This window comes from Corynebacterium sp. EPI-003-04-2554_SCH2473622 (genome assembly GCF_001665955.1).
Taxonomy (GTDB): Bacteria; Actinomycetota; Actinomycetes; order Mycobacteriales; family Mycobacteriaceae; genus Corynebacterium; species Corynebacterium pseudodiphtheriticum.
Genome location: NZ_LZMN01000017.1, coordinates 1 through 16,504, shown reverse-complemented (window position 1 = coordinate 16,504; position 16,504 = coordinate 1). Strand labels below are relative to the sequence as shown.

The following is a 16,504-nucleotide window of genomic DNA, read 5'->3' as shown; positions in this document are numbered from 1 at the left end:
CAATAGTTAACTGCGTCTCAGTATCGCCTATTTATCGGTTTATGTCACTTGATCCGCTTGTAGGCTTGGTTACATTGCAGGCAGTTGGCCTTTCGATGGATGAATATAATGAAATTGGGGGTACTTTTTCTGGGAATAATTAAACAGATCACCCCCTTTGTGGATTAGTGACCTGAGTCTATGAGAAACTTTGAGGAATTATGGGACCAGCTTCATAAGTAGTAGGAGGACTGAATGCGCGCGCTATTTCCCAAAACCCCTGTCGCGAAAAACTCATTCTGTATTACAAACGTAAATTTGGTTGATGGGACCGGAGGCCATGTCAGGGAAGGCGCCAGCGTTCTCATCAAAGACGGCGTAATCGCAGAAGTTATGGACAGTTCCGTATCGGTGGAGCGTGGTCAAGATGTGGCTTTGATAAATGCGGATGGAGCGTTTTTGCTTCCTGGGTTTATCGACGCCCACCTTCATTTCGGGGTTAATTTGGAATTGGACCCTGCATACTTGCAGCGCCGTCTTGCGGTTGAGAGCGTACTTGATACAGCCGCTAATTTACGGAAGACCTTGATGGCCGGTGTAACCACCGCGAGAGACCTTGGCGGGATTGATGCAGGTTACCGGCGGGCGATCTCAGATGGAAAAATTCTTGGCCCTCGTATGCATATTGCAATTGCTCCTTTGTCTCCGACTGGAGGGCACACAGATTTCTGTTTACCTAATGGGCAAAATGTTGATCCTGGCTTGGCTGTGGTTGATCCTGTCGTAGATACCGACGATGAACTTCGAAAGCGTGTGCGGCGTTTAGTTCGCGATGGTGCAGACGTAATTAAGGTATGCACCACAGGTGGCGTCTCAAGTCCAACAGACACTCCAAACGATGTCGGAATCACTGATAATCAGGTTGCAATTATCGTTGAAGAAATGGCTAAGCGAGCGGGCCAACCGGTCGCAGCCCACGCACAAGGGTGCGAGGGTATTCATCACGCGCTTCGTGGCGGTATCACAAGTGTCGAGCACGGGTACGAAATCGATGATGCAGGTATCTCTTATATGAAAGAAAACGACGTTTATTTGGTGCCAACGCTTTCAGCAGCTTTGAGGGTGCCAGACCCCAAGGTCGTCCCCGATTACCTTTATGAGAAGAAGGTTGTGTGGAGTGCGACTGCAAAAGCTCATGTATCACGTGCAATAAAAGCAGGCGTAAAAGTTGCGATGGGAACTGATGCCGGTGTTTGCCCACATGGCCAGAACCTAAAGGAGCTCGGCCACCTTGTTGATCTAGGGTTATCGCCGATGCAAGCGATTCAAGCCGGAACGATAAATGCTGCACGGCTTTTACGGCTTGATAGCCAAATCGGAACCGTGGAAAAGGGTAAAACTGCTGATTTAGTACTGACTAGGATAGATCCGCTGGAGAACATCCACATGCTTGCTAAACCTGAGTCGATTATTGGAATTATTCAAGGTGGCCGAGTGGTAAAAGATGAAGAAAGAATCTTTGAAGTCGGTGGCTTGTTCGAACTTGGTCAGGGGGCCTAATGATTGATCTGATTGCATTTCGCCGGAGTTTACACAGGTATCCTGAGCCGGGATGGTGCGAGTATCTCACTACTGCGCAACTGGTTGAGGCGCTAGGTGCTCTCAATTTTGATGTGGAATTCGGTCCTACAATCCATACAGTTGGCGAGAGGCTCGGAGTCCCAAATGGAGAAGTACTTTCTATATATAAGCAAAAAGCTTTGGAACGAGGTGCCGATCCAAAGGTCATCGATGTAATCGGGAATGGGTACACAGGGGCAATCGCTACGTTTGATACAGGGACGCCTGGCCCTACCGTTGGGTTACGTGTAGATATTGATTCAAATGACCTAATAGAATCAAATGACCCGAACCATGCACCAGTAATGGGGGGATTCGCCTCTGAGAATTATGGTGCTATGCATGCGTGCGGACATGATGCGCATGCTGCAATTGGTCTAGGTGTTGCGCAATGGGTTGCAAATAATTTTGTGGGCCTTAGTGGCAAAATCAAAATCATCTTTCAACCCGCCGAAGAAGGTTTGAGAGGAGCCGCATCCCTTGTCGATGCGGGGATGCTCGATGACATAGATAAATTAATCGCAATACATATGCGGGCTGGAATGCCATTAGGGCATGTTGAGTGTGCGGCATCTGGTTTTTTAGCTAGCACTAAGTATGATGCGACGTTTTGCGGTACCGCGTCGCATGCTGGTAACGACCCAGAAGCAGGGGAGAATGCCTTACTTGCAGCTGCAACCGCAGCTCTAAATTTGCATGCGATGCCACGAGACAGCAGAGGCATAAGCCGGATCAATGTTGGTGTTTTGGAAGCAGGAACTGGACGTAACGTTACACCAGATAAAGCAATTTTGAAGTTTGAAACCCGTGGTTCGACGAGTGAAGTAAATGAAGGTCTGGGTGAGCGGGCTAAATGCATACTTGAGGGAGCTGCATGTATGCAGCGAGTAGAGGTCTCATCCCAGATAGTTGGACATGCTGCGGAATGTGCGCCAGATATAGAACTTGCAACGCAGATACAGGATTCTTCTACTGAAGTGGCAGAAGTCGATCGTGCAACTATTGCAGAATACAAACTCACAGGGTCGGAGGATGCAATGACAATGATCAAACGTGTCCAAAAGAATGGGGGGCAAGGTACCTATATTTTGTTCGGCTCCGAAAAGAAAAATGGCCACCATACCGTCGAATTCGACATAGATGAGAAAGTAATCCCATTAGCCGTATCTGTTATTTCCTCTGCGCTTAAGTCGCTATTAAAGGAAGAAGGAACCCATGAATCAGTCGACTAAAAACAAGACAGAAAAACGGGATTTATCAACGCGATTTTTCGATGCTATCGAAAAAGTTGGTAACAAGCTACCGGATCCATTCTTAATGTTCGTTTCGCTTGCCGTTCTCGTGATCGTCATATCTGCTATAGGGCAAGCGCTGAATGCGAGCGTCATACACCCGCAGACGAATGAAGATACGCCTGTTAAATCTCTGGCGACGGGTGAAGGCCTGATATATATTCTTGACTCAATGCTTGATAATTTTACAGGGTTTGCTCCACTGGGGCTGGTCCTGGGGATTATGCTAGGCATTGGTCTTGCTGAGCAAGTTGGCTATCTTGACACAGCGATCAGAAAATCAGTTGCTCGCGTGCCGAGAGGATTTTTGCCGTACCTGGCAGTATTCATCGGTATCCTTGGAAATCTCGCATCGGATGCTGCATTGGTGCTTATCCCCCCACTTATGGCAATAGCATTTCTTAAGGTTGGACGTCATCCGATTGCAGGTATTTCAGCAGGTTTCGCAGGTGCGGCCGGTGGTTTTACCGCTAACTTGTTCGTAAGCGGCACGGATGCGTTGTTGGCTGGGATTTCGACTGAGGCAGCGAAAATCGTCGACGACACGGTAATTGTTTCGCCTGTAGCTAACTGGTACTTCAACATTGTCTGTACAGTTTTTCTGACCCTTATTGGTGGGTGGATCACTAACAACGTAGTTGAGAAACGCCTAGGTGTTTACCAAGCTAATGAAGATAATGAATCTAGTTCGGAAGATGATGAAGAGGTGCAGAGGGAGCTTACTTCACGTGAGCATAAAGCTTTTTGGCGGTCAAGCCTATTCGGTCTTCTATATATTGCTTTCATTGCAATTGTTGTCGCGTTTCCAGCTTCTCCGCTTCGGGGAGAGAACGGATCAATCGTAAATTCGCCGTTCTTGAGCTCAATTATTCCTCTGTTACTTGGTTTTTTCTTGGTTCTCGGCGTGAGCTATGGAATTATGGCCGGAAAAATTAAATCTTCTGGTGATGTCTCAAAGCACATGGCAGAAGCCATGTCAAGCATGGGATCATATATCGTGATGGTGTTTGCAATTGCTCAGTTTATTGAGTATTTTAAATGGTCAAACCTTGGTTTGTGGATTGCGGTGACAGGGGCAGATTGGCTTACAACAGTCGGCTTTACGGGGATTGGGCTGATTTTTGCTTATTCGGTTTTCACCGTACTTCTTAACTTCTTAATTACTTCGGGTTCAGCTCAGTGGGCGCTTCAAGCACCAATTTTTGTGCCGATGCTCATGCAACTTGGCTATAATCCAGGCTTTATTCAAGCTGCTTATCGCATCGGTGATTCGTCAACTAATATCGTTACACCCCTCTTCCCGTATATGCCGGTGGTTCTTGCTTACATGCGGAAGTACGATAAAAACGCTGGTATAGGTACATATATGTCAATAATGATGCCTTATTCGATTGGCTTCTTTATTGTCTTCAATCTGGTTCTGTATGCATTCTACTTTCTTGGAATTCCCTACGGTCCAGGAGTGCATCCGCATCTTTAATCGAATCTAGATGGTAGGCAGCTGAATGCGCAAGAGCTTGAAAAGCCTTTTAAGCTCTTGCGCATATAGTTTTGACGAATCAGAGCATTGGATGTCTTTATCGATCTATTTGTCCCTGAGTTTCGAATAGTTTTCAAATAGCAGCTCTTGGCGTTGTCGCTCAGTGGTGAGTTTTCGCGGCGCACCGAATGCCTTATCGACTTCCTTGTCGAGGGAATCGTGGGCCTTCAACAGAGCAGGGTCCATGGCGAGCGGATTGTAGTGGTCGGCAAGCGATCTCTCGGGATGAAGTTCACGTGCTTCGACAACTGTTTTGCCCGCTGCGATGATCCGTTCTTTACTGGTGTTGTCAATATCTGGCACTGGAAAAGTATTCCAGGTCAATGTTGCAGCAAAATTCAGATCAGATTTTAGTCGTCCGCCGACAGTTCGCTGCCATGTCATAAACATAGATGAAGAAATTAATGCAAACAGTAACCCGTCGGGGTCGTATGCGGTGTAAAATTTTCTGTTTCCAGAAACTACGCATGGTATGCCCACGTAACTGCAGTCCGGTTGTCGTACCTCTTGAAATAAATATGGAACATTCGCAGCATCCTGTGTTGCTTGCTTCTTGCTGGCTAATCTGAATTGGCGGACATTTTCAATTCGGTTTTTAAGGATGGCAGATTTATTCAGATCAACCGGATTAAAGCCTTCATGATCCATCCATAGGCACCAACGATCGAGTCCTCGAACTAACTCACGTCCCATGCGGAAGGGGCGTAAATATTTTGCAGCTACTGCATCATTAGCGACTTCAGGGTAATCATTAGATTCGACGATTAAATTACCTCCGTCGGCAGGCTTCGAACCGAACCGTGCAGGCGGAATGTCTGCCAGTGGTTTTGACCGCTTTTTTACCAAGATATTTGGCCCGTCGACCAAATAAGCGTTGATGGATTTCTCCACCGGAACGGGGACGGCTTCGCCACGAAGTTCTGGGTAGTCCCACAGACGCGGCTTCACACTGGTGTTCCGGCTGAACCCGACGATCACACAATGCACCGCGGCCTTGCCGGGTGCCTCTGAATCCCAGCTAAATGTACGGTGGGCAAACTTGATGCGCCAGTGATCTCGGAAGATTGGGCCGAACAACGCAGGAACCGGCTGGCCTTGTGTAATCGAGTTCGTGGTTACGTAAGCGAACTCGCCGTGGCGCGTCTGTAGTACGTTCAGTGCTTGCGCGTGCCAGCCAGTGACGTAATCCAGGTAGCCGTCGTAATCCTTGCCCCAGACACGCTTCATATCAGCTGTCTGTTCCTTAGTCTTGGTGTACTGCCCAATAAACGGCGGGTTACCAAAGATATAGGTCTGACCATTGGTTTCCGGCAGGATCTCCGCCCAATCCAGCTGTAAGGCGTTGCCGTGGTGAATGTGCGCGGTGATATTAATCGGCAAACGTTCCGGAGCCAGGCCGATGGCGTCGGCAAGCTCCCGGTTTGCCTGATGATTCACCAAGAACATGGCAGTCTCGGCAATCTTCGCCGGCCACCAGTTGATCTCAAAACCATAGAACTGGTCAATGGAAAGCTTCTGCTCCCACGAAATATCAAAAGTCATGCTGCCCGCGCTGCCCTCACGCTCACGGATAGCAACAATCATCTCCGTCTCAATCTTGCGCAGCTCGCGGTAGGCCACAATCAGGAAGTTTCCGGAACCACAAGCAGGGTCGCAATAAATGTTGTTCGCCAGGCTATCGCGGAATTCCCGCAGCTTCTTTACGCTCGTGGACTTTGAATTGATCAAACGGCGAGCCTCTGCGCGCAACTCATCCAGGAACAACGGCTCGATCGTCTTCAGAATATTCTTCTCACTGGTGTAATGCTCACCAGAATGTCGACGCGCTTCCTTCGACTTCACCAACTGGAACAAAGAACCGAAGATGGCGGGGCTTATTTGAGATCAGTCGAGCAAGCCTCGCGGTCCGCAGAGCCTCATGACACGGGCCATAGAGGGCTACCGCCAGGGGAGCGTGGCCTCCTCAACTATCGCTAAGCTCAGCGGCGATCCCGATGCCTCAACCACGAAGGCAGCCCTGGCTAAGGAGGGAATCATTCCTGTCGAGGCGCCAGCCGTGTCGGCGCCCCGTCCCAAGGACACAGGTGAGCGGCGAACCTCTGAGGAGCTGTCGGCGCTTATGGACGGCGCGGAGTAATGCACATCCTTGACACAGGGCCGATCTTCAAGTTCCTTACCACCGACTGCGTTCCCTAGTTGCGTCGCGCTCGCGCGGGTGAACAAGTCATCCTCGTGTGCGACGAGACAGACGGCACCAATGTCATCAAGAAACAGGCAAAGGTGCTCACCCAAGCGCAACGCAGAGGTCAGTTTTCGCCCGGAGGGAGCATTCAGCACGCTGACACGATCCAGCTGCTGTGGTGGGCAATCGAGGCCGGCGGCTTTAACGGCAGCCGCGAGCAATTTCTCACCAAGTACAAGGCGATGGCTGCCTTGGATTCATCAATGCCGCTTACTGCGAAGGAGGTGGGGCTCACCAAGAGCCCACCATGGCCGCCGGACGTGAAACGCTAGCGTTAAAGACTTTCGTGGGGTGACCGGCAGTTTGTCGACATTGCAGCGGGCCACAGTCGCTGATCCCCAAGACCGCTCACGCAGTCAGCGCAATATCGCAGTGCAGCACCAGGTGGGCTAGGAACGTTACGAGTTCGACTCGTGCCTTCCGAGTTGCGCAACCTGTCCTTCTTCATGCTGGGCGAGCCGGGCGCATCGCCGAGCAACATGCCACGACACGCCCAGCTGCGGGGCCACAGCTGGGCACGTGGGGTGCATCGAAAGGCTCTCTGCCAGAACGGTCTTCTACGAGACGAACCACTTAATCCTTGGCATCCTGGATAATTTTCTTGGGAAAGTTCAAAGATTTTTCCATCTACTCAGATGGAACAAAACCTGGGGCGTTCAGCCAAACCATTAGTTCATTCCCGGCACTCCTTCTGGCATACGCCAAAGTTTTCTGCCGATAGGTGTGATTCTTGTTTCGGGCTTGATTTTTACGATGAAGTTTTCATCGCTTTCTGCACGCGGCACATACGCAAACCCTGCCGTGTTCACCAACCCAGGTACGGCTGGATAGCCGGGGTCGCAGTCGATCACGGTGTTGAAGTTCCGTAGCTTACGTAGAACCGCCCTCACCCTTCTCAAGGTGTTATCGCTTATGGCTTCTGGATCAAGGTTGAATGTGCCTATCACTCTTAACACCTGGTAAAGGTTGTTCTGTGAAAACTCTGGTTTGATCGGCCACGGAAAGTTTTCGGTAACAATCGTTCTCAACGGCTCGTGTCCAGCCTGTTTGGCCAGTTTGTGAATGTACTGCCGGGTCACCCCGTACTCGCGCGCCAGCTCGGTCTGTGTCATGCCCTGGGCAAGACAGTACCTTACTGTTGCTGGGTCTATGATGCTCATGTCTTTTCCTCTTAGTTTAATTTGTGTGCTTAGGCGGCGATTCGTTCGCGCCAGCGCACCACAAATTGCGAGAGGTTGTGGCGGATTGTTGAGCGTTCTAGGCGTTGCGTGGTGGATGTGGCGCGAGTCATTACTCCATTATCGCAAAGCCGGTGGGGTGGCGCAGGTTTAGCTCAGGTTAGCTGTGCTGTGAGCCGTCAGAGCCTAATGCGTCGTAAAAATTGGTCTGTGCGTGTTCGCGGAGCAGCTGCATATCGCGCGCACTGAGCTGGTCCTGGGCTTCTTCCAGGATGGTGGCGACGTGCTGTGTCGCGCTTTGCGCAATCACAGGATCTTTCGCGTTAGCGCGAATGTGGTGGGCCAGATCTACGAGGGCCTCTGCCACAATTCGGAAGCCCAGGGCATGCGGGCGCACGTGGTCAAATGGCATATCGACGATCTCCTGGATAGTCACCGGGCGCAGATACACGCGGGGTGCACCGGCGTCGTCAAGCAGCACATTCGCATCTTCGCTCCGGCTGACTGCCGTGACAATGCCCGGGGTGATCTGCTGGAACACCGTGATCGCGGTATAAGGATCATCCGTGCCACCCGCCATCGCACGCAAAGCCAACTCCACCAACTGCTGCTGCGCAAAACGCAAATCCTGCTCCGTGGTGCGGGAAGTACTGAGGTGCAAGTGATCGCGCAAGGCCTTGGCGACGGCGTCGGCACGCTGCTCCGGCCACACCTGAGCCAGCGGCGCACCCTCCACCACGTGATCGCCCGGCCGTGCCAGCAGGCTGACGTTCACGTTGCAGCTTTCGGCATCACGACGCAACATGTCGTAATCGATGCGAGTCAAAAACCCACTCTGGTGCGCGGCAACCAGCCCGCCGCCTTCCGTGGGCGCCGGGAAGCACTCGACACCGTCGTCGTCCGGATCATGCCAGGTGTTTTTAATCGTGCGTTCAAAATCCTTACACGCCTGGGTGCTGATAGTTTCGATCTGCACCGAACTGGCGATGTGGTGGATAAACCAGACAAAAACAAAAACATCGATAACGCCGAAAATAATCGCGGCATTGACCGCCATGTGCGGGATGAAGGATTCGCCATCACCGTCGTCAGCGGACTTGATGGTGCGCAACACCAGCAAGGTATAAACAAACGTTGCGGTGAGAACGCCCAGCACAATTTGGTTATTGCGGTTGCGCATAAAATTGCGCACCAAACGAGGGCCATACGTCGTCGACGCAGTACTGATCACCGAAATGGTGATGGAAAAGGCCGTGCCCGCCACACCCAGGAACGCGGCGACGGCAGAAAGCAGCGAACGCGCACCGTCGGCACCCGTGGCGAACAACAGATCATGCAGGAAACCCGGCAGCTCATAGTCAATGTGGTCCAAGCTGACGAGCATCTGCGAAAGAACAATGGCGGCCATGACAAACAAAGCCGGGACGAACCAGAACTGTTCCGGGATCGTGCGTACAAATGCCAGTATTTTACCCACTCGTCAAGGCCTTTTCTTTGGTTGTTATCTGGTCTGTTTTCCCGCCTGGCCGTGCATTTTCGGCGATAACGTTTGCTGCTGGGAAGACGGCACGGGCTTTCGCAGCATCCTCAGTTTCTTTTCAGCATGATACGGGATCTTCCCGTCTACTCAGATGGAACAAAACCTGGGGCGCTTCACCCCTAGAAACGACCGAAGAAAAATGAGGACCGGCCCTGGACTGCTACGAAGAGCAGCGGAACCGGTCTTGATAGTACAAGCCTATGTGATCGAGTCGTGCTTAAGCAACGTCCCCGAGAGCAAACCGAGCTTCAAGGCTTTCCCTGGGCATAGATTCAGCTCACGAAGTCTCGCGAATTACCGCAACTCGCGGGGCTGCTGGTTCAGGTGGCGTGGGCCATCTTCTTCCAGCACCACAATATCTTCCAGGCGCATGCCCCACTTGCCCTCGACATAAATGCCGGGCTCGATGGAAAATGTGAAGCCTTCCTGTACCTGCTGCTTATTGCCCTCCAGGTAGAACGGATCCTCGTGCGTCGATAAGCCAATGCCGTGGCCTAAGCGGTGGCTGAAGTTCTCGCCATAGCCGGCCTCCGTGATGATCTCCCGGGCAGCACGATCAATCGACTCCGCCGTCGCACCCGGCTTCGCGGCCTCGCGGGCAGCATGGAACGCGCGGGTAACAACCTCATAGGCATCGCGGAATTCCTGCGGGGCCTTGTCGACGGCACCATCGACCACATACGTGCGGGTGGAATCCGAGCGGTAGCCATCGCCAAAAGCACCGCCCAGGTCGACGACCACCGGCTCGCCCGTGTGCAGCACGCGGTCCGAGAACGAATGGTGCGGGTTCGCGCCATTTTCGCCACAGCCGACGATGATGAAATCGATGCTGTGGTGCTCCTGCAAGATCAGATCATGCAGCTTATCGGCCACTTCGCGCTCGGTGACGCCGTTGCGAAGCAACGCCGGAACCTGCTCGTGCACGCGGTCAATCGCGGCCGCGGCGGCCGCCAACTGCGAGATTTCCTCCTCGCCCTTGGCTAACAGCAACTGGCTCATCGCATCCGAACCCAATTCGATGCTGTGGTTCGGCAACACAGCATCCAGGCGCAACACGTGATCGGCGGTCATCGCATTAGCCACCGCTACGGCCTTGTGCTCGCTGTTTTCTTCCAACAGTTTGCGCGTGATCTCATACGGGGACTGCCCGTCGCGCCAGGCCTCGAAGCGGAAGCCGAGCTCGTCCAGGTTTTCCTGCTGCAGCGTCAGCACATCGGTCTCCGGGCACACCGCCACTGGTTCTTTGTCCGCACGCAGCACCAGGAAGGTGGCGCGCTCGTGGGAACTAAACGTGGAACCAGTCAGGTACTGGAACTCTGGGCCCGGGCTGACCAGGAAACCCGCTAAGTTTTGGTCGGCGACGATTTTTTCCGCTTTGGCTAAGCGAGCGCGGAAATGATCCGCGGTGACGGGGATATAAGTGCTGTTAGCAGCAGAATTAGCGGCGGCGCCAGCAGCAGAGTCAGCGGCGGTGGAATTATTGTGAGACGACAAAACCTAGGCCTTTCGATTCGTGGTGTTTTGTTCGTTATTTATGAACGGGTTTTTCCGCCAGAATAACAGCGAATCGGGCCTAGGTTTCTGGTGTGTGAGGAGTATAAAACTCCCGGCAGGTGCCAGTTGAGAGCTAGTCGAGCGTTAGTCGAGTGCTAACTGAGAGCCTCGAACTTGCCTACGGCATGCACCTTCTTCGGATCTGAACCTTTGGTTACCTGTGCGTTCCAGGTAGCTGGGGTGTCGGTGGCTGGCGCCTCGGTAGCAGCGGCGTCGGTAGCTGGGGTGTTGGTAGCGGGACCTGGTTGGGCACCTTCGCCGCGGAACGTGTAATACGCGATGCGGGCTGGCAGGATCACTGGCTTTTGGAATTCCACCGTGTAGCGCAGCGCGCCGGGCAGTTCGCCTTCCAAACCAGCGACCATCTTCGCCGCCGTCCACATGCCGTGGGCAATCGGGGCCGGGAAACCGAAGGCCTTCGCGCCGATCTTGGACACGTGCAACGGGTTCTTATCACCAGAGGCTTCCGCGTAGTCATCAATGATGTCGCGGTCCACCTTCCAATTCACCGTGGCGGTCTCGTCGGCAACGTCCAACCGCTCCAGCAAGGAGCCGGAATCTTCGCCGCGGGTGCGCACCTCATTCGGCGTTTGCGCAGAGAACTTCGCACCCATGCCCAAAAACGCCGAAGTCTGACGCCACACCAGCTCGCCGTCGACAGAGATCTCACTGATGAAATCCACCAACAAACCCTTGCGGTGCGGGCGCAGGTTTTCTGCGTGCACGCGCAGGGTCAGTTGCTCGTCGATGCGCAGCGGGCGGGTCTGCTCAATTTCGTTGGTCAAATGCACCGTGCCAGCTGCCCGGCACGGGAAGTCCGGCGCCAGCATCACCTGCAAAAACAGCGGGAAGGACAGCACGAACGGGTAAGTAATCGGCAGTTCGCTGCTATAGCGCAGGCCAGTCGCACGGGTATAGGCGGCTAGGTGCTCGCGGTCCACAGTGAAATTCGCGACCTCAAACGCCGCCTGCGGGTCACCAGTGGCGTGGCGCTTGGTGCCCAACACCGGCAGAGTGTCCTTGACGACGCCGCGCAGCAGCTTCGACATGTCGGGGACTTCGGCCAGCTTGGTGTAGTTGCGGGAATTCTGTGCAGTCATAAACAAGACCCTTCCTATTCCTCTATGCCTTCCTAGGCACCCATGATGTTCTGGCCGCACACGCGCACGGTATTGCCATTGACCGCGCGGGAGCCAGAGCTAGCGAAAAACGCGACTGTTTCTGCAACATCGACTGGTAGACCGCCCTGGTTCAGCGAGCTGATACGACGGCCGATCTCCCGCGGGCCGGTAGGCATAGCGGCGGTCATTGCGGTTTCGATGAATCCGGGGGCCACAGCGTTGACGGTGCCGCCAGCGGCTGCCATTTTCTCGGCCAAGGCGTCGACAAGCCCGATCATGCCGGCCTTGGTGGTGGCGTAGTTGGTCTGGCCACGGTTGCCGGAAATACCCGCCATCGACGAGATACCGACGACATTGGCATCTGCTGCCAGGCCGCCGTTTTCCAGCATCTGCTCGGTGATGCGTACCGGGGCCACCAGGTTGATGTTTTGCACCATCTGCCACTGGCCCTCGTTCATATTCGCCAGCAGCTTATCGCGGGTAACACCAGCGTTGTGCACGATGATGTCCACGGCCTTGCCGTAACGCTGCTGTGCGTGCTCGGTGATGGACTCGGCGGCGTTATCTGCGGTGACATCCAGTGGCAGGGCAGTGCCTTTCACCTTGTTGGCAACCTCGGCCAATGCCTCGCCAGCCGGCGGGATGTCGATGCAGATGACATCAGCGCCATCGCGGCCCAGCACCTCGGCGATGGTGGCACCGATACCGCGGGCGGCGCCGGTAACTACGGCCAGCTGGCCAGCCAGCGGGCGTTCCCAGTCCACGTTCTCGTTCTCGGTCGCAGAAACGCGAATAACCTGGCCGGAAACAAAGGCAGATTTGCCAGACAGCAGGAAACGCAGAGTGGATTCCAGTGTAGTGATAGGCGCGCCGGGCTCAACATAGACCAGCTGTCCGGTGGCGCCCTTGCGCAGTTCTTTAGAAATAGAACGAGAGAAACCTTCCAGGGAGCGCGCGACGATGCGGGCATCACCTTCCAGGTCATCCGGGTTATTACCGATCACGACGACGCGCCCCGAAGCGCCGAGCTTGCGCATCTGCGGGTGGAAGAAATCGTAGAGTTCGTGCAGCTGTTCCGGGCGGGTGATGCCGGTGGCGTCGAAGACGATGGCGGCGCGCTTGGAATCCGCCTCGGCGTCGAGAAGCTGGTAGTCCACCTGCAGTAGGGAACGGATGTCGTCGGCAAGATCGCCACCACCTACCACTACGGGACCATCCAGGAAGGGCTCGCCAGGAGTGTAGCGGCGGAGCTTGGTGCCCTGGGGGATGCCGAGTTTTGCGCCAAAGTCTGAGTTAATGACGCGTTCCAACATGGATTTTTTCGCCATTATGGGCCTCCTGTAGGGGTAGAGACGAATTGTACGAATGGTCATGCGTGATTAAGGTTACACGAAATTGTGTAAAGTGAATCCTGGCACCCTATCCTAGGGTCACGGAAAAACTGCAGCAAGCAGACTGTTTTCTGAGACAAAACAAGGGAGAAAATTATGACCCAGCGCCGAAAAGTCGCGATCTTGGGCGGCAACCGCATCCCGTTCGCCCGATCGAACAAGGAATACTCCTCCGCATCCAACCAAGATATGCTCACCGCAGCCCTTAACGGCCTGGTAGCGCGCTATGGGCTGCAGGATGAGCGGGTTGGTCAAGTCACCGCAGGTGCCGTCCTGAAACACTCCCGGGACTTCAGCCTGACACGCGAATGCGTATTAGGCTCCCCGCTTGATTCGCAGACCCCAGGCACGGACATCCAGATGGCCTGCGGCACCGGCATCGCAGCAGCCGTACACGTGGCCGATGCCATCGCAGCCGGACGCATCGAATCCGGCATCGCCGGTGGTGTCGATACGACTTCCGACGCACCACTGGCCGTCGGTGACCGCTTGCGCCGCACCCTGCTGGAACTTTCCCGCGCCAAAACCGCCACCCAGCGCCTGAAGCTGATCGGCTCCATCCGCCCGAAAGACCTGGCACCAGAAACCCCACGCAACTCCGAGCCACGCACCGGCCTGTCGATGGGTGAGCATGCCGCAATCACCGCCCGGAAATTCGGCATTTCCCGCCAGGCGCAAGACCAGCTGGCTGTGGAATCACACCAGAAGCTGGCCAAGGCCTACGATGAAGGCTTTTTCGACGACCTCATCACCCCATTTTTGGGTGTCACCCGCGATACCAACCTGCGCCCAGACTCCACCGTCGACAAGCTCGCCAAGCTCAAGCCAGTATTTGGCAAAAAAGATGCCGAACGCCACGGCGCCCAAGCCACGATGACGGCTGGTAACTCCACCACGCTGACCGACGGAGCCTCCGTCGCCCTGCTGTCCAGCGAAGAATGGGCACAGCAGCACAACATCCCAGTCCGCGCATACCTGGTGGACTCCGAAGTAGCCGGTGTGGACTTCGTGCATGGCGACGACGGCCTGCTGATGGCACCGACCTACGCCGTGCCACGACTACTGGAGCGCAACGGCCTGAGCCTGCAGGACTTCGATTTCTACGAAATCCACGAGGCCTTCGCCTCCCAGGTCCTGGCCACCCTGGCAGCTTGGGAAGACGAAGACTACTGCCGTGAAAAGCTCGGTTTGGACCAACCACTGGGTGCTATTGATCGCGACAAACTCAACGTCAAAGGATCCTCACTGGCAGCCGGACACCCATTCGCAGCCACCGGTGCACGCATCCTGGCAACCGTCGCCAAGACCCTGGAAGAAAACGGTGGCGGCCGCGCACTCGTATCCGTCTGCGCCGCTGGTGGACAGGGCATCACCGCGATCGTTGAGCGCTAAACGCTGAACGCCGAGCGCTGAAAGTTAAATGCTGAACGCTAAACGCTGAATGCTGAGCGCTAAACGCTAAACCAGCGTGAGAACAACCCGAGTAAGACCCTCCTGGAAGGAGAACCCCCATGAACCGCATCGCAGAATTTGCCAAGAACCTGGGCAAAGATTCGGGCAAAGATTCGGACAACGGCGTTAAAGACAGCGGTGCTAAAGGTGCTGGTGTTAAAGACGTTGACCTGGAGACCAACTCGGCCAAGGGCACCCCGGAGCCGTCCTCGCCGCGCACCCTGCCGAAAGAACCAGACCACTCTGCCGCAGCGGGCCTGCAGACACTTCTCGACGGTAAAGCCGCCCCCTACCGCAAAGCAGTGCGCGAGACTTTGGAAGAAAAAGACCTCAAGCTCGACCTCGATGGCGGCATCGATGCGGTACGCGACCGCATGTACGAGCACATCAAGTTCCTGGTGGAATCCGGCGAATCCCGCCACTCTTTTTCTAAGGAAAACGGTGGTTCCGGCAATGCGCTGGCTGCGGTGTCAGGAATTGAGACCATTGGTGCGGTTAACCCATCGCTGACCATCAAATCTGGTGTGCAGTGGGGCCTGTGGGGTGGCGCGGTCGACAACCTCGGTAGCGAGCGCCACCGCCACTACATCGAAAAGATCCAAAACGCGGAACTACTCGGCTGCTACGCCATGACCGAACGCGGCCACGGCTCCAACGTGCAAGAGCTGGAAACCACCGCGACCTATGACCCAGACACTCACGAGTTCATCATCAACAGCCCAACTGACTCGGCCCGCAAGGTCTACATCGGCAACGCGGGCCGCGACGGCCGCATGGCTGCTGTATTCGCGCAGCTCTACACCCCAGGCGAAGAAGAATCCCACGGCGTGCACTGCCTGATCGTGCCCATCCGCGACGAGGACGGCAACCCGCTCGACGGCGTCGAAATCGGTGACCATGGACGCAAGGGCGGCCTGCTGGGCGTGGACAACGGAACTCTGCTGTTCAACAACGTGCGCGTGCCACGCGAAAACCTACTGAACCGCTTCGGCGACGTCGAAGAAGATGGCACCTACGTCTCGCCGATTGACTCGCGCAACCGCCGTTTCTTCACCATGCTGGGCACGCTGATCCGCGGCCGCATCACCGTCGGTGGTGCCGGTCTGGCAGCCACCCGCACCGCCAGCGACATCGCCATCCGCTACGCCAACCGCCGTCGCCAGTTCGAAGGTGGAGTAAATGTCGGCGTCGGCACGCAGGGTGGTCAGCAGATTTTCGGACATATATCCGGCGCCACCGCAGGCTTCACGCATTTCTTGCAGCGTCTTGTTCGCGTGCTCGGTGGATGCGGCCTTGACGGCGGCAGCCAGCGATTCCATCTCGCGGGAGGCAAACAGCTGTTCCTCGGTGGGGTCAGTGACCGACCACTGTCCGCTGGCCTGCTTATTCAGCATGTCGTCGTAGCGTTCCAGAATGCGGTTTTGCAGCAGCGTCAGCGCGTAAGTGCGCGCCAGCGGGATGAGCAAACGGCGGCGGTGTTGACGGTAATCAATCAGTCGCTTTTCGACGCCCTTTTCGCCACCTTCGAACTGGCGACGGCGGTTGGCGTAGCGGATGGCGATGTCGCTGGCGGTGCGGGTGGCTGCCAGACCGGC

General features: G+C 55.1%; 13 protein-coding genes and 1 pseudogene. 7 read left to right on the top strand and 7 right to left on the bottom strand.

The features are described from left to right. The first annotated feature begins 234 nt into the window (after positions 1-234). The 3 genes from A5774_RS01540 to A5774_RS01530 are packed head-to-tail and all read left to right on the top strand — an operon-like array spanning position 235 to position 4,371. Positions 235-1,539: an amidohydrolase family protein gene (locus A5774_RS01540; RefSeq protein WP_064833116.1), complete on the top strand. Its 1,305-nt coding sequence runs from the start codon at positions 235-237 to the stop codon at positions 1,537-1,539. Continuing rightward, positions 1,539-2,831: an amidohydrolase gene (locus tag A5774_RS01535; RefSeq protein WP_064833115.1), complete on the top strand. Its 1,293-nt coding sequence runs from the start codon at positions 1,539-1,541 to the stop codon at positions 2,829-2,831. Before A5774_RS01540 ends, A5774_RS01535 begins: the two co-directional genes overlap by 1 nt. Then, positions 2,815-4,371, top strand: a complete 1,557-nt coding sequence (locus A5774_RS01530) for an AbgT family transporter (protein ID WP_021352743.1) — start codon at positions 2,815-2,817, stop codon at positions 4,369-4,371. Before A5774_RS01535 ends, A5774_RS01530 begins: the two co-directional genes overlap by 17 nt. 105 nt (positions 4,372-4,476) lie before the next feature. Here A5774_RS01530 and A5774_RS01525 read toward each other — a convergent pair whose 3' ends face one another. Then, a complete protein-coding gene (locus A5774_RS01525; RefSeq protein WP_231892304.1) occupies positions 4,477-6,285 on the bottom strand; it encodes a DNA methyltransferase in 1,809 nt (602 codons plus the stop codon). A gap of 100 nt (positions 6,286-6,385) precedes the next feature. On the opposite strand from A5774_RS01525, the gene A5774_RS01520 reads away from it, so the two are divergent. Then, positions 6,386-6,568 (top strand): hypothetical protein, encoded by a 183-nt coding sequence (locus tag A5774_RS01520; RefSeq protein WP_156519516.1) that lies wholly within the window; start codon positions 6,386-6,388, stop codon positions 6,566-6,568. A 95-nt stretch (positions 6,569-6,663) separates the two neighbouring features. Then, positions 6,664-6,945, top strand: a complete 282-nt coding sequence (locus A5774_RS01515) for a hypothetical protein (protein WP_197490212.1) — start codon at positions 6,664-6,666, stop codon at positions 6,943-6,945. A 396-nt stretch (positions 6,946-7,341) separates the two neighbouring features. Here the strand turns inward: A5774_RS01515 and A5774_RS01510 are convergent, their stop codons facing one another. From A5774_RS01510 to A5774_RS01490, 5 genes are all read right to left on the bottom strand, one after another. Next, positions 7,342-7,833, bottom strand: a complete 492-nt coding sequence (locus A5774_RS01510) for a helix-turn-helix transcriptional regulator (RefSeq protein ID WP_021352747.1) — start codon at positions 7,831-7,833, stop codon at positions 7,342-7,344. 178 nt (positions 7,834-8,011) lie between these two features. Next, a complete protein-coding gene (locus A5774_RS01505) occupies positions 8,012-9,328 on the bottom strand; it encodes a DUF2254 domain-containing protein (protein ID WP_064833112.1) in 1,317 nt (438 codons plus the stop codon). Positions 9,329-9,685: 357 nt separating this feature from the next. After that, positions 9,686-10,885, bottom strand: coding sequence for a Xaa-Pro peptidase family protein (locus A5774_RS01500; protein ID WP_082936048.1), 1,200 nt, complete (start codon positions 10,883-10,885; stop codon positions 9,686-9,688). A 155-nt stretch (positions 10,886-11,040) separates the two neighbouring features. After that, positions 11,041-12,045 (bottom strand): MaoC/PaaZ C-terminal domain-containing protein, encoded by a 1,005-nt coding sequence (locus A5774_RS01495; RefSeq protein ID WP_064833111.1) that lies wholly within the window; start codon positions 12,043-12,045, stop codon positions 11,041-11,043. A 32-nt stretch (positions 12,046-12,077) separates the two neighbouring features. Further along, complete coding sequence (locus tag A5774_RS01490; protein ID WP_064833110.1) at positions 12,078-13,394, bottom strand: 3-oxoacyl-ACP reductase; 1,317 nt, start codon at positions 13,392-13,394, stop codon at positions 12,078-12,080. 159 nt (positions 13,395-13,553) lie between these two features. Between A5774_RS01490 and A5774_RS01485 the strand changes: the two genes are divergently transcribed. Both A5774_RS01485 and A5774_RS01480 read left to right on the top strand, forming a co-directional pair. Beyond that, positions 13,554-14,849 (top strand): acetyl-CoA C-acetyltransferase, encoded by a 1,296-nt coding sequence (locus A5774_RS01485; protein WP_021352752.1) that lies wholly within the window; start codon positions 13,554-13,556, stop codon positions 14,847-14,849. Positions 14,850-14,968: 119 nt separating this feature from the next. Beyond that, positions 14,969-15,853: pseudogene (locus A5774_RS01480) on the top strand (acyl-CoA dehydrogenase family protein); the annotation flags it as partial. Between the two features lie 30 nt (positions 15,854-15,883). Here the strand turns inward: A5774_RS01480 and A5774_RS11900 are convergent. Next, on the bottom strand, positions 15,884-16,465 hold the full coding sequence (locus tag A5774_RS11900; protein ID WP_369815495.1) for an acyl-CoA dehydrogenase family protein: 582 nt from the start codon (positions 16,463-16,465) through the stop codon (positions 15,884-15,886). Between the last annotated feature and the right edge of the window lie 39 nt (positions 16,466-16,504).

Excerpts from the sequence above, each read along its gene's own strand:
- A5774_RS01540 (WP_064833116.1), top strand. The coding sequence starts at position 235 with ATGCGCGCGCTATTTCCCAAAACCCCTGTCGCGAAAAACTCATTCTGT.
- A5774_RS01535 (WP_064833115.1), top strand. The coding sequence starts at position 1,539 with ATGATTGATCTGATTGCATTTCGCCGGAGTTTACACAGGTATCCTGAG.
- A5774_RS01530 (WP_021352743.1), top strand. The coding sequence starts at position 2,815 with ATGAATCAGTCGACTAAAAACAAGACAGAAAAACGGGATTTATCAACG.
- A5774_RS01510 (WP_021352747.1), bottom strand. The coding sequence starts at position 7,833 with ATGAGCATCATAGACCCAGCAACAGTAAGGTACTGTCTTGCCCAGGGC.
- A5774_RS01495 (WP_064833111.1), bottom strand. The coding sequence starts at position 12,045 with ATGACTGCACAGAATTCCCGCAACTACACCAAGCTGGCCGAAGTCCCC.
- A5774_RS01490 (WP_064833110.1), bottom strand. The coding sequence starts at position 13,394 with ATGGCGAAAAAATCCATGTTGGAACGCGTCATTAACTCAGACTTTGGC.
- A5774_RS01485 (WP_021352752.1), top strand. The coding sequence starts at position 13,554 with ATGACCCAGCGCCGAAAAGTCGCGATCTTGGGCGGCAACCGCATCCCG.